At 67.2% G+C, this 14,934-nt stretch carries 4 protein-coding genes; 1 reads left to right on the top strand and 3 read right to left on the bottom strand.

Features of this window, described 5'->3' with window-relative positions:
* Positions 1-2: 2 nt before the first annotated feature.
* A complete protein-coding gene (locus ACFTSF_RS18710; protein WP_380154943.1) occupies positions 3-5,759 on the top strand; it encodes an RHS repeat domain-containing protein in 5,757 nt (1,918 codons plus the stop codon).
* Here ACFTSF_RS18710 and ACFTSF_RS18705 read toward each other — a convergent pair.
* From ACFTSF_RS18705 to ACFTSF_RS18695, 3 genes are all read right to left on the bottom strand, one after another.
* Positions 5,756-8,725, bottom strand: coding sequence for a BTAD domain-containing putative transcriptional regulator (locus ACFTSF_RS18705; protein WP_380154942.1), 2,970 nt, complete (start codon positions 8,723-8,725; stop codon positions 5,756-5,758). The genes ACFTSF_RS18710 and ACFTSF_RS18705 overlap by 4 nt on opposite strands.
* Positions 8,726-8,860: 135 nt before the next feature.
* The gene (locus ACFTSF_RS18700) at positions 8,861-11,827 is read right to left on the bottom strand and encodes a BTAD domain-containing putative transcriptional regulator (protein ID WP_380154941.1); all 2,967 of its coding nucleotides are present in this window, start codon (positions 11,825-11,827) and stop codon (positions 8,861-8,863) included.
* A gap of 2 nt (positions 11,828-11,829) precedes the next feature.
* Complete coding sequence (locus tag ACFTSF_RS18695; RefSeq protein WP_380154940.1) at positions 11,830-14,874, bottom strand: BTAD domain-containing putative transcriptional regulator; 3,045 nt, start codon at positions 14,872-14,874, stop codon at positions 11,830-11,832.
* Between the last annotated feature and the right edge of the window lie 60 nt (positions 14,875-14,934).

Below are 14,934 nucleotides of genomic sequence, written 5' to 3'. Positions count from 1 at the left end.
CGATGCGAAATCTCAAGGTCAAGGCCGGTGCGGTCGCGACCTCGATGGTCCTGTCCCTGCTAGCGCTCTCGTCTTCGGCGTTCGCGAACTTCGAGCGCAACCCACAGGCGTATTCCTCGACACCCGTCGAGGCCGTCGCCGGTGCCGACTCGGCGTTCAAGGACGCCGCCGCGGACTGGTCGGGCGAAACGTCCGATGCGGCCGGTGACGCCGACGACGGCAACTGGTCGGCCACGGACCTGGCTGCGGCCGGGGCCTGGTCACAGGGCGGCTCGTCCGGCGGCTTCTCCTACAACTACGACCTGCGGCTGCCACCAGCCGCCGGACCAACACCCTCGGTCGGCTTGTCCTACTCGTCCGCCGAGCACGACGGGCGGACCTCCGGGACGAACAACCAGGCGTCGATGGTGGGTGACGGCTGGTCCGCCTCGCCGAGTTTCATCGAGCGCACCTACATCGCCTGCTCCGACGACAAGAACGGCAACCAGGGCGACGACCCGACCGGAGATCGTTGCTGGGAAGGCGATTCGCCGTCGTTGAGCGTCACGCTTGACGGCGTCAGTACGTCGCTCGTCCTCGACGACACCACGAAGAAGTGGAAGGCCGCGGACGACGTCAACTGGCGCGTCGAGCACACCGGATCCCGCGCCACCGCGAGTGGCGCGACCACCGAACAGTGGACGATCACGACCACTGACGGAACCAAGCACCACTTCGGATCCGTGGCCACGTCCCGCTGGACGATGCCGGTGTTCGGCAACCATTCCGGCGAAACCTGTTACAAGGCAGGCGATTTCAAGGGCTCCCGCTGCAACCAGGCGTACCGCTGGATGCTCGACAAGTCGGTCGATGTCCACGGCAACTTCGCGCAGTACACGTACGAGACCGCGACCGGTCGGTACGCACCGGCAGTCTCCTCCGACACCCAGGCGACGTACATCCGTGATGGCTGGCTGAAGACCGTCGAGTACGGTCAACGCACGTCTGTGAAGACGGCCAAGGTTGAATTCACCACGGCCGACCGCTGCCTTGCGGACTGCCGCGAGTCCAATGGTGATCCGAAGACGTCGAAATGGCCGGACACGCCATGGAAGCTGACGTGTACGGCGGGGACCAAGTGCGAGGAGTACTCGCCGGCCTTCTTCTCGGCCAAGCGGCTGGCGTCGGTCACCACCTATGTTGCCTCCGGCACCGGATACTCGCCGGTCGACTCCTGGGCGCTGGCCCACGAGTTCAAGAACTACGGCGACAAGGAACAGATCGTCCTCTGGCTCTCATCGATCAAGCACACCGGTCACGTCGGCGGTACGGCGACCACCCCGCCGACCGAGTTCGGCGGAAGCTTCCTGCCGAACCGGGTCGACAACGGGGAGTCGTTCCCCGGAATCTGGCGCCCGCGACTCACGTCGATCAAGAGCGAGACCGGCGGCGTCACGACGATCAACTACACCGAGCCGGACTGTCGCGCCGGGAGTCTGCCGACCAGTGCTCACCAGAACAACCGGCGTTGCTTCCCCTCGCGCTATACCCCAGAGGGTCTGACCGAGCCCGTCGACGTGTACTTCCACAAGTACGTCGTACGGTCGATCGGCGAGTCGGATGCGACCGGTGGCGGTGACACGGTCTGGAAGTTCTACGAGTACTCCACCGACGGCGGTGGCACGAATGCGCTGTGGGCGTGGAACGACGCCGAGTTCGTGCAGAAGAAGGACCGCGACTGGAACCAGTGGCGCGGCTACGCGCAGGTCACCACCCTGACCGGCGACCCGGCGGACCCGGGACCGCAGTTGCGTTCCCGCTCCCGCTACTACCGGGGGCTCGACGGCGATCGGCTGCCTGGTGGCGAGAAGCGCACAGTCACGGTCACCGGCGAAGCCGGCAACACCGCGCCCGATCATCGCGCCCTCGCCGGAGCCGAGTGGGAAACCGCCTCCTTCGACGACACCACCCTGATCGGCACCGAGACCACCTGGTACTGGACATCACGCACCGCGAAACGCACCTATGACGGTGGCACGATCGAAGCCTGGCTAACGGGCGAACGCCGTACCGACGCCCGCACTTTGCTGGCGTCCTCGGTCTGGCGGACCGCCCGCACCGAGACCGCGTACGACGAGCTCGGCCGCGAGGTGCGAGTCGACCAGCAGGGTGATATCAGCAAGCCCGGCGACGAGCGCTGCGTGCGGACGACGTACGCCGACAACGCGACGGCCTGGCTCCTGGAGTCGGTGTCAACCGTCGAGTCGGTCTCAGTCGGTTGCGCCGCCGCGGTCAACCGGCCGGCCGACGTGATCGGCTCGGTGCGAGCGTTCTACGACAACAGCAGTTCATTGACTAGCGCCCCAACCAGGGGCCTGATGACCCGGTCCGACGCGCTCGAGACGTGGGACGGCACGGCGACGTACAAAACGATCGGCACCTCCACCTTCGACGCGCTAGGCCGCCAACTAACCGCAACCGACGCCCTCGGCAACAAAACGACAACCGCCCACACCCCCAGCGCCGGCGGCCCGGTCACCTCAACGGTCACCACAAACGCCCTGGGACACGCCACCACCACGAAGCTCTCGCCCGCCCGGGGCACAGCCACCGAGACAGTGGACGCGAACTCCCGGCGTACGGTCGCTTCCTACGACCCACTCGGCCGCCGGACCGCGGTCTGGCTACCCGGCAGGGATCCGGCGACGGAGGGTCCCAACCAGAAGTTCACCTACACCATCTCGCAGACCGCTCCGACCACGGTCAAGACCGAGCGAATGATCCACGACGGTTCGTACCTCACCAGCGTCTCCCTGTACGACGCGCTGCTCCGCGAGCGTCAGGTACAAGCCCAGACCGACGGCGGCCGGCTCATCACCCAGACCGTCTACGACTCGTACGGGCGGGAGCGCTACACCTCTGGAGCCGTCTACAACAACGACTCCGGCCCGACCAACAAGCTCGTCCAGATCAGCAGGACGAACGACCTGTCCCGCACCGAGTTCGCCTACGACGGCGCCGGCCGAGTCACCGACGAGATCTTCGTCGTGAAGGGCACCGAGAAGTGGCGCACGTCGTACCGCTTCGGAGGCGACACCACCAACTGGAAAACCACCGCCATCCCTCCGGAAGGCGGGACTACCAAGGCCACCCTGGACGACGCACTCGGCCGTACCGTCGAGCTCCGGCAGTTCCGCGACAGCGGTGCGACCGGTGCATTCGACTCCACGAAATACTCGTACGCCGGCAACGGCCAGCTCGCTCAGGTCACGGACCCGGCGAACAACAAGTGGACGTACGAATACGACCTTCGGGGTCGGCGAAGCGCCTTGCACGATCCGGACACCGGGACGTCAAGGACGACGTACAACCCTGGCGGTCAGGTCGTGTCGACGACCAATGCCAGCAACAAGACCCTCACTTACGCGTACGACGCGTTGGGTCGCCCGACAAAGGTGAGTTCCGGGGGCACCGCGCTCACCGAGCGCACCTACGACGGAGCTGAGTTCGGCATCGGCATGCCGTTCAAGGCCACGCGATGGGTCGACGGTCAGGCCTGGACGACCGAGACCCGCAAGTACACGGCCGAAGGGCAGCCGAAGCAGGTCTACACGCACCTGCCTGCCGCTGCCGGCGCACTGGCTGGCTCGTATTGGGAGGCGTACACCTACAACGAGGACGGTTCGCTGCACACCTCGGGCGCGAAGGCCGCGGGCAGTCTCAACGAGGAGGTGATGACGCAGTCGTACGACTCGATGGGCCGGCCGGGGCGTGTCACCGCGTGGGGCGACGACTTCGGCTTCGGGCAGGTCTACGTCGACAAGGCCGTTTATTCGCCGTACGGGCAACTGTTGCAGCGCAAGCTCGGTGACCCTGCTGATGTCAGCGGGACCTCGGGGCAGACGTGGCAGACCTGGATCTACGAGGAGGGGACCGGAAGGCTCGCGGAGTTCTACTTCGACAAGGACACTGCCGGGGAGTTCGACGGCAGCAACTACGGGATCGCGGCTTTGTCGTACAAGTACGACAAGTCAGGCAACGTGTTGTCCATCAAGGACGATCCGGTACACACCTCGGACAAGCTCGACCCGGAAACCCAGTGCTTCCGATACGACTACTTGCAGCGGCTGACGGATGCCTGGGCTCAAGCCGGTGCCTCGGCGCCGTGTGCCGCGGAGCCCGCAGTCGGCGGGCCGGGCGCGTACAGCTCGTCGTACGGCTACGACGTGGTGGGCAACCGGACCAGTGAGACCAAGTGGACGCCCGGCGGTCCGGTGGAGAAGAAGTACTCCTACACCGGTGCGGGCGACGCGGGACCGCATGAGCTGACCGGTGTGACCTCGACCGGCGGCGCCTCGACCGCCTTCACCTACGACAAGGCCGGGTTCACCACCGGTATCGATCGTGGCGGCCAGGTGGATGTCCTCAACTGGGCCCCCACCGGCCGAGTGGAGACGATCAAGTCAGACGAGGGTACGGCGAAGTTCTTCGACAACGCCGACGGCCAACGGATCCTGCGCGCCGACGCCAACGGCGACCTGACGGCATGGGTCGCCGGCTACGAACTGACCTACAAAAAGGCAACCGACGCCGTCGAAGCCACCCGCTACTACAAACACGGCGACGCCGTCGTAGCCGTCCGCAACGGCCTCGGCGACATCCAGTGGCTCACCGGCGACCATCACGGCACCAACCAATGGATCGTCAACGGCGACACCCTGACAGCCACAGTACGACGACGTGACCCGTTCGGCGCTGTCCGCGGCGCCACCCCGCCAAGCTGGCCGGACGCCCGCGGCTTCGTCGGCGGTCTCGAGAACAACGACGTACAACTGACAACCGTCGGAGCCCGCGAATACGACGCAACCACCGGCCGCTTCCTCTCCGCCGACCCGATCATGGACCTGACCGACCCCCAACAAATCAACGGCTACGCCTACGCCAACAACTCCCCAGTGACAATGTCGGACGCCACCGGCCTGAAGAGCGTGAAGAAGGCCCCGAGAGTCCCCAAGCCAGGCAAGAAGGTCAAAAAGCAGTCCAAGAGCAGCACCCAACAGAGAGGCCCCAAACACCGGGCCGGCGGAGGTACCGAACTCCAGCCGCCGCGCATCCCGAAACCCCTCCCCGACAACTACGACCACGACCGCAGGCGCCAACGTGGCGCTCCCAAGATCCACCACCCAGGCGGCAACGGCGTCGGGCACGCTGCCCCCGGCGGTTCGGAGAAGTTCTGGGCCTGGAGTGACGCCATCTGGACCGTGAACAACGCCATCTGTACGGCGATGGCGTCGTCCCCGAACTGTCCCCTCGGCGGAGCCGCTCAGGAGCCGATTGGTGGCTACGGCGGCTGCCTCGGCGCCGGCGGTGCAGCAGGCTATTCCTTCGGCGTCAGTCTTTGCGCGGTGTACACGAGGAACGACGGCATGGTGTTGTCGGGCGCATTCCAGGAGGGCTTTACAAGCAACCTCGGCGTCGGAGTGAACGTCGGCCCGATGTGGACGACCTCCAATTCGGCCGCCGAGCTGGGTGGCACAGGGAAGGGCGTCGGCGGCGAGACTGGTATCGGTGACTTCTTCGGGGTGGGGAGCACGGCCGTCGTGGCAGATGGTTCAGGCGACCTGACGTACAACCCCTTCGTCAGCGTCGGAGTCGGTCTCCTCCCAGCGAGTTTCACGGGCTTCGAGGAAACGGGCTACGCGTGGACCTTCGACGAGCTCGACAGTTGGGGCATCTTCGATCCGGAGTGGTTCGGGACAGGTGGGTCACCCTGGGACTAGCGCCCTCGTCGTAGCCGGTTGATCGGCGCGGCTATCCCATCGGCGGCGGCTCGGTGCTCACGTGCGGTCTCGGTATCTCCGAGGCCGGCGTGGGCATCGGCCAGGGCGACCAACGCCAGCTCATGCCGCGCCGGCCATGGCATCGCAGCGAACGCGTCGACCGCGATCTTCGCGTGTGAGAGCGCCGCGTCGTACTCGCCGAGTCCGTTGTGGATGCCGGCGAGTACGAGGTTCAGGAAGACCTGGAAGTTTTGGGCCAGCTTGGGCCATCTCCGGCGACCCTCGGCGACGAGCTCTCCGGCCTGGGCGTGCTCGCCGAGTTCGACCAGGACATCGGCGAGATCGCACAGGATCTCCGGTTCGAAGGAGACCATGTTCCGCTCGCGCGCGAGCGCCAGTTCGTCCTCGAAGGCTTCGCGTGCCGCCTCCGGGCGGCCCGCATGCAGGTGGATCTGGGCCCGTACCTGCCGGCGCCACATGTCCAGCTGACCGTACGAGTCCTGGCGGGCGATGGCGTCGGCCGCGTCGACGGCGGCCATAGCAAGCTTGAACTCACCTGTGCTGAGACAGAACTCCGCGTCGGAGAGCGTGAGCCGGAGACGCTGCTCGGGCGTGAGACCGGCTTCCCCGAGTGTCCAGGCACTCCGTAGGTATGCCGTAGCGTCATCGAACCGGCCGAGCCGTGCCAGGACTTGGATCATGTTGCCGGTGAAGAAGATGAGCTGGGCCGGACTGTGCCCCGTAGCCGCCAGCAGATCGACCGCCCGGATGAACGACTCGGCGGATCCCGTGAAGTCTGCGCAGTCGAACAGATAGATGCCGAGGTTTCCGCTCGCCGTGGCCTGTTCCCGATCGCTGAGAGACTCTGCGAGCGCCAGGGCACGAGTGCTGAACTCCAGGGCATCGGCACTGTCACCGTGCGAGCGATGGGCGCCGGCCTTCATGCTCGTCATCCGGAACAGCCCGAGGTCGTCCTTCGAGTGTTCGGCCCGGAGGATTGCCACGTCGATCAAGCGATGGACGCGGCTGATCGAGCGCCATTCGTTGATGGTGTTGCGCAGGGGCAGCACCAGTCGCCACAGTTTCGGATGATCCCGCAGCGCCTCACACGCGAGGAAGATGTTGGTCTCCTCCTTGCCGATCGGCTCGAAGGCGCGGTCATGATGCCACTCCATGAAACGCTCGACGAGCGCTGCCCGTTCGTCGTTGCTCAGGGCCCGTTGGCCGATCCGCGCGGCGTACAGACGCACGAGGTCATGCATCCGGTAGCGGCGTGCCCGGTGCTGCTCGAGGAGATGCGCGGCGACGAGCCTGTGTAAGACCCGCAGGGCGTCGGCTTCGGGCAGGTCGGACACGGATACGATCAGCTCTTCGCTGAAGTCCTCACCCGGCAGTGCTCCGAGCTGGGCGAACAGCGTTCGGGTGTCTTCGTCGAGGACTCGGTAGGACAGGTCCAGGTTCGCGGAGACGGTGGCGGCCGGGTCGCCGTCGATGGCCAGCACGTCCAACCGGTCCCGCCGTTCCAGCTCGCCAACGTAATCCGCGATCCGGATGTGCGGTTCGCCGGCCAGGTGGGCCGCGGCAATGCGTAGTGCCAGCGCCAAGTGCCCGCACAGTTCCGCGAGCCGCTCGGTCGCCTCCGGCTCGGGCTCGAGCCGGTCCGCACCGAGGATTCGGGTGAGCAGTTCGATCGCTTCGGCCTGACCGAGCGTTCCCACGGGCACCTGCCGTGCGTCGTTCAGGGCGACCAGCCCGGTCAGACGGTCGCGGCTGGTCACGATCGTGGAGCAGGCTGTCCCGGGAAGCAGCGGTCGTACCTGCTCGGCGTTACGAGCGTTGTCCAGAACGACCAGTACGCGCCGATCACTGGTGGTGGTCCGGAACAATTCGGCAGCGGCGGCGACATCCTCCGGTACGGCTTCTCCCGGGATGTTCATTGCCACCAGCAACCGTCCGAGCGCCTCGCGCGGCGACACCATCTCGCCTGCGTCGAAGCCGCGGAGATTGACGTAGAGCAGGCCGCCGGGGAATCGGTCGACCATCGAGTGTCCCCAGTGCACGGCCAGGGCGGTCTTGCCTGCGCCGCCTGGGCCGACCACCGCGGCAAGTGGCACGCTGTCGGCGACCTGGTCGAGCGCCTTCAGCTCGGCGACCCGACCGGCGAACCCACGGATATCCGACGGCAGTTGCATCGGCGTGGCTGGTGTCTCCGCTGCGGCTAGTTGCGGGTCGTGGTCCAGGATCCGTAGGTGCAGATCGCGCAGTCGCTGCGACGGGTCCGCCCCCAGCTCGTCGCGCAGCCGGACTCGGATGGTCTCGAAGCGGGTGAGCGCGTCAGCCGGCCGACCGCTGCGGTAGTAGGCAAGCATCAGCAGTTCAGCGACCGCCTCGGCCAACGGCTCGGCGTCGCTGAGCGCTGCCAGATCACCCAGTACGGCGGCATGGTGCCCGGCGTCGAGCTCCAAGGCGAATCGCTCGGTCAGCAGCTCCAGGCGTTCGGCCGCGAGCGCCGCACGGGTCTCGTTGGCCCACCGACCGCTCAACCCCACGAGCGCGTCATCGCCGGCCAGCTCGCACGCCTGTCGCCACAGCTCGAGGGCTTCGTCGGATCGCCCCGAGGCGTTCAGCTCAACCGCTTCGTCGCGGAGCGCCCGCACGGCATACAGGTCGATGTCTTCCGGCTCGATGTCCAGGACGTAGCCGTGCGATCCAGCTCGACGGATCGCCGCGCCTGCAATCGGTTTGAGGGCGGCCCGCAGGCGAGCGACGTACGAGTAGAGAACATTCAAGACGGCATCAGGCGGGTCGCCGTCCCAGACCCGGTCGATCAGTTCGGCCTGAGCAACCGGCGTACCGGGCCGCAGAGCAAGCGCGGCCAGCACACACGCGAGCTTGGGCGCGCCGACGCGGGCCGAGTTGATGGTGATTGGGCCGAGCAACCGGATCCGGGACGGGGGAGGCGGCATGCTGTGCACGTTAACAGCCGCCGGTCTCAATCCGCCGAGCAACAGGACGTATACGTCTGCTGGACGCATCGGCCCCGCTCACGGCGGCCATCCGAAGACGAGACCGGCAAATACGTCCTGTCCTTCGGAGGCTGGCTAGCGGTGTCTCCGCACTCGGTTGATCGGGGCTGCGATGCGGTCGGCGGCAGCTCGGTGCTGAGCAGCGACCTCGGTTTCTCCGAGGCCCGCGTGAGCGTCGGCCAGTGCGAGCAGCGCCAGTTCGTGTCGCGCGGGCCATGGCAGTGCCGCGAAGGCGTTGATCGCGGTCTTCGCGTGGGCGAGCGCCACGTCGTATTCGCCGAGTCCGTTGTGGATTCGAGCGATCACGAGCTCCCGAATGGATTGGGAGCCGCGGGCCATGTCGGACCAGGTGAGGCGACCCTCGGCGACGAGTTCTGCGGCTTGCTGATAGTCGCCGAGGTCGACGAGGGATTCGGCGAGATCACACAGAATCTCCGGCTCGAAGGAGGACAGCTTTCGGACCCGCGCCAGTCGCAGCTCCTCCGCGAACGAGTCACGTGCCGCTTCCGGACGTCCGGCGGACAAGTGGATCCGGCCCTGGACGTCCAGGCACCACATGTCGAGATAGGGGTGCGGCTCGTGGCGAGCCGCAGCGAGCGCCGCGTCGGCGGTTTCGATGGCCCGGTCGTAGTCCCCCGCGCCCAGCTGCAGGTCCGCGGTGGAAAGGCTGAGCTGAATGCGTTGGATGGTGGTGAGTTCAGCTCCGCCGAGTGTCTCGGCGCTCCGGATGTACGGCGCTCCTTCGTCGAACCGGCCGAGTCGGACGAGCATCGTGAGCATGCTGTGCGTGAAGATCTGCTGGGATCGCGTGTTCCCCGACGCGATCGCGAGGTCGATCGCGCGGATGAAGGCTGCGGCGGATCCGGTGTAGTCGCCGTGATCGAACAGGTAGATGCCGAGGTTTCCACCTGCTGCGGATTGTTCGCGGTCGCTGAGCGACTCGGCGAGGGCGAGCGCCTCGGTGCCGAGTGCGATGGCGCTGGCAGCATCGCCCTGCGCGCGCAGGGTGTTGGCCTTCATACTCGCCATCCGGAACCGCCCGAAGTCGTCCCCGGCCTCGTCTGCTGTCCGGGCGGCGACCTCGGTGAGCTGCTGGATGTGGCCGATGGAGCGGCCTTCGTTGACGGTGTTGCGCAGGGCGAAGACCAGTCGCCACAGCTTCGGATGATCGCGGAGCGCTTCGCAGGCGACGAAGACGTTCGTCTCCTCGTCGTTGAGCGGCTCGTAGACGCGGTCGTGGTGCCACTCGATGAAGCGGTCGATGAGCGCCATCCGGTCGTCTTTGCTCAGTTCTTGTTCGCTCGTCCGGGCGGCGTACAAGCGGACCAGGTCGTGCATCCGGTACCTGCGTGCGCGGTGTTGTTCGACGAGATGCGCGGTGACGAGCCGGCGCAGTACTCGTGGTGCGTCAGATTCGGCGAGCCCGGCAACGGACACGATCAGTTCTTCGGAGAAATCCTCGCCGGGCAACGTTCCCAGCCGGGCGAACAGATCGCGGGTGTCGTCGTCGAGGACGCGGTAGGAGAGCTCGAGGTTGGCGGTCACGGTCGCGGCCGGATCGCCGTCGACTGCCAGGACATCCAACCGATCCCGCCGTTCCAACTCGCCTACGTAGTCAGCGATCCGGATGTGCGGCTCACTGGCCACGTGGGCGGCGGCGATACGCAAGGCCAGGGCAAGGTGTCCGCACAGCTCGGCCAACCGCTCGGCCGCCTGTGCCTCTGCGTCGACTCGTTCCGCGCCGAGGATCCGCGCGAGCAGTTCGACGGCTTCCACTTTGCCGAGCGTGCCGACGGGCACCTGCCTGGCGTCATTCAAGGCGATCAATCCAGTGAGACGATCGCGGCTCGTGACGATGGTGAAGCAGCCCACCCCGGGAAGCAGCGGCCTGACCTGCTCGGCGTTGCGCGCGTTGTCCAGAATCACGAGCACGCGCCGGTCGGCGGTGGTGGCCCGGAAGAGCTCGGCAGCAGCATCCACATTCTCCGGTACCGCTTCGCCGGGAATGTTCAGCGCGACCAGCAACCGCCCGAGCGCCTCGCGCGACGAGACCATCTCGCCTTCGTCGAAGCCGCGCAGGTTCACCGACAGCAGGCCGCCGGGAAACCGGTCGACCATCGAATGTCCCCAGTGCACAGCCAACGCAGTCTTCCCCGCGCCACCCGGCCCGACGACCGCGGCAAGCGGCACCGACTCGGCGAGCTGATTGAGTGCCTTCAGCTCTGCCGTCCGGCCGGTGAACCCGCTGATGTCCGATGGGAGTTGGATCGGCGTGGCTGGTGTCTCCGCTGCGTCTAGTTGCGGGTCGTGGTCCAGGATCTGCAGGTGGAGGTCGCGCAGTCGTTGTGACGGGTCCGCGCCGAGCTCGTCGCGCAGCCGGATCCGGATGGTCTCGAAGCGGGTGAGCGCGTCAGCCGGTCGGCCGCTGCGGTAGTACGCAAGCATCAGCAGTTCAGCGACCGCCTCGGCCAACGGCTCGGCGTCGCTGAGCGCTGCCAGATCCCCCAGTACGGCGGCATGCTGGCCGGCGTTGAGTTCGGCCGCGTACCGCTCGGTCAGCAGCTCGAGTCGTTCGGCCGCGAGCGCCGTACGGGTCTCGTCGGCCCACCGACCGCTCAACCCCACCAACGCGTCATCGCCAACCAAGTCGCACGCCTCGCGCCACACCTCGAGAGCCTCATCCGTTCGCCCCGACGCGTTCAGCTCAACCGCCTCGTCGCGCAGTGCCCGGACGGCATGCAGGTCGATGTCGCCCGGCTCGATGTCCAGGACGTACCCATGCGAGCCGGCCCGTCGAATCGCGGCCCCCGGCACCGACTTGAGAGCCGCGCGCAGCCGGGCGACATACGAGTACAGAACGTTCAGGACGGCGTCGGGCGGGTCGCCGTCCCACACTCGATCAATCAGTTCGGTCTGGGCGACCGGCGTACCGGGTCGCAACGCGAGGGCGGCCAGCACACACGCAAGTTTCGGCGCGCCGAGGCGGGTTGGCCCGATGGTGATCGGGCCGAGCAACCTGATCCTGGTCAGTGGAGGCGGCATGTCTAGCGGTGCCTTCGTAGTTGGTTGACCGGACACGCGATCCGGTCGGCCGAGGCTCGGTGCTCGCGTGCGGTGCCGGGATCGCCGAGGCCCGCGTACGCGTCGGCCAGTGCTACCAGCGCCAGCTCGTGCCGCGCCGGCCACGGCATTGCTGCGTAGCCCGTGACCGCTTCCGTCGCGTGGGCCAGCGCGGTCTCGAATTCGCCCAAGCCGTTGTGGACACCCGCGAGGACCAGGTTCACGAAGACCTGGAGGCCGCGGCCGACCTGCGGCTGTTTCCGGCGAGCCTCGGCGATGAGCTCGCCGGCCCCGGCGTACTCGCGGAGCTCGACCAGCACGCTGGCGAGGTAGGACAGGGCCTCCGGTTCGTAGGAGACCATCTTGCGGCTTCGGACCTGCCGGACCTCCTCGTCGTACAGGGCGCGGGCCTCTTCGGCGCGGCCGCTGTGCAGGAGGATCTGGGCTTGGACCTGCATGCACCACATGTCGAGATGGCCGTACGAGCCTTGGCGGGCGATGGCGATGGCTCGGTCGGCGGCCACCATCGCCCGCTCGAAATCGCCGCGGTTGAAATGGATCTCCGCGTTGGACAGCTCGAGCCGGATGCGCTGCTCGGGGGAGAGTGCGTCTTCGCCCAGGGCCTCGGCGCTCCGCACGTAGGCCTCGGCCTGATCGAACCGGCCGAGCCTGACCAGTACCTGAGCCATGCTGCTGGTGAAGATGAGCTGAGACCGGGTATTGCCCGACGCGATGGCGAGGTCGACGCCCCGGATGAACGCCGCCGCGGATCCGGCCAGGTCGCCATAGTCGAACAGGTAGATGCCGAGGTTCCCGCTCGCGACGGTTTGCTCTCGGGCAGTGAGCGGTTCGGCGAGGGTGAGTGCACGGGTGCCGAGCTCGATCGCGGCATCGCTGTCGCCGGTCGCGCGGCGCGCAGTGGCCGCCATGCTCGTCATCCGGAACAACCCGAGACCGTCCGCCGCCTCTTCTGCTCGGCGCTTGCCCACTTCGATGAGTCGCTGGACGCGGCTGATGAAACGCCACTCGTTGATCGTGTTGCGCAGGGGGAGTACGAGTCGCCACAGCTTCGGATGGTCCGCCAACGTTTCGCAGGCGAGGAAGATGTTGGTCTCTTCGTCGTTGATCGGTTGGTAGGCACGGTCGTGGTGCCACTCGATGAAGCTGTCGATGAGTGTCGATCGGTCGTGCTCGCTCAACTCCCGTTCGCCCGTCCGTGCGGCGTACAGACGCACCAGGTCGTGCATCCGGTAGCGGCGGACCCGGGGTTGTTCCACGAGGTGTGCGGTGACGAGGCGTCGCAGCGCTCGCAGGGTGGCGGTCTCGGCCGACCCGGACGCCGAGGTGATCAGCTCTTCGGCGAAGTCTTCCCCGGGCAGCATCCCCAAGCGGGCGAACAGATCGCGGGTGTCCTGATCGAGGACGCGGTAGGACAGCTCCAGGTTCGCGGTGACGGTTGCGGAAGGGTCGCCGTCGACGGCCAGTACGTCGAGCCGGTCGCGCCGTTCCAGTTCGTCCACATAGTCGGCGATCCGGATGATCGGTTCACCGGCCAGGTGTGCCGCGGCGATCCGCAACGCCAAGGCGAGATGCCCGCACAGCTCGGCGAGTCTCGCGGCTGCCTCCGACTCTGACTGGACCCGGTCCGCGCCGAGGATCCGGGTGAGCAATTCCATGGCTTCGGCCTGGTCGAGCATGCCGACGGGTACCGGGCGGGCGTCGTTCAGTGCGATCAGTCCGGTGAGCCGGTCGCGACTCGTCACGATCGTGAAGGCGCCGGCGCCCGGCAGCAGCGGCCGGACTTGCTCGGCACTGCGGGCGTTGTCGAGGATGACCAGCACGCCGCGATCGGCCGTCGTCGCCCGGAACAGCTCGGCAGCCGCATCGACATCGTCGGGTACGGCGTCACCCGGCAGGTTCATTGCCACCAGCAACCGTCCGAGAGCCTCGCGCGGTGACACCATGTCGCCTTCGTCGAAGCCGCGGAGGTTCACGTAGAGCAGACCGCCTGGGAACCGGTCGATCATCGAATGTCCCCAGTGCACAGCCAGCGCGGTCTTGCCTGCGCCGCCCGGGCCGACGACCGCGGCGAGTGACGCAGACTCTGCCAGTTGCTCCAACGCTTTCAGTTCGGTGGTTCGGCCGGTGAAGCCGGTGATGTCGGAGGGGAGTTGGATGGGTGCGGCTGTTGGTAGATCGAGGGTGGGGTCGTGGTTCAGGATCTGTAGGTGGAGGTCGCGTAGGCGCTGGGATGGGTCCGCGCCGAGTTCTTCGCGCAGCCGGGTGCGGGTGGTCTCGAAGCGGGTGAGCGCGTCGGCGGGTCGGCCGCTGCGGTAGTAGGCGAGCATCAGCAGTTCGGCGACGGGTTCGGCCAGGGGCTCGGCGTCGCTGAGTGCGGTGAGGTCTCCCAGTACGGCGGCGTGGTGGCCGGCGTCGAGCTCGGCCGCGTACCGCTCAGTCAGCAACTCAAGCCGCTCGGCCGCGAGCGCCGCGCGGGTCTCGTCGGCCCATCGACCGCTCAACCCCACCAGCGCGTCATCGCCAACCAGCTCACACGCCTGGCGCCAAAGCTCAAGCGCCTCGTCTGGGCGCCCCATTCGCTCGAGTGCCTGCTCTGGGCGTCCCGCTCGCTTGCGCAGCTCGTGCGGGCGTCGCACTCCCTCAGTTGCCTCGTCTGGGCGTCCTGCAGTTCTCCGAGCCTCGTCGCGCAGCGCCCGCACTGCGTGTAGGTCGATGGCGCTTGGGTCGATGTCGAGGACGTAGCCGTGGGAGCCGGCTCGGCGGATGGCTGCACCTGGCACGGACTTCAGGGCTGCGCGGAGGCGGGCGACGTACGAGTAGAGGACGTTGAGGACGGCATCCGGCGGGTCGCCGTCCCAGACTCGGTCGATCAGTTCGGTCTGGGCGACCGGGGTGCCGGGGCGGAGGGCTAGGGCGGCTAGCACACACGCGAGTTTGGGGGCGCCTAGGCGGGTGGGTTCGATGGTGATCGGGCCGAGCAACCGGATCCTGGACGGGGGAGGCGGCATGCGCGGAAATTTAACATTTCAACGGTCTAGGGTGACCGCGATCACGGAACTGGCATCGCC

This window comes from Kribbella sp. NPDC056951, assembly GCF_042674205.1.
GTDB lineage: Bacteria > Actinomycetota > Actinomycetes > Propionibacteriales > Kribbellaceae > Kribbella > Kribbella yunnanensis.
Note: the sequence above shows the minus strand (reverse complement) of the source record. Positions and strands in the feature narration are given on the sequence as shown.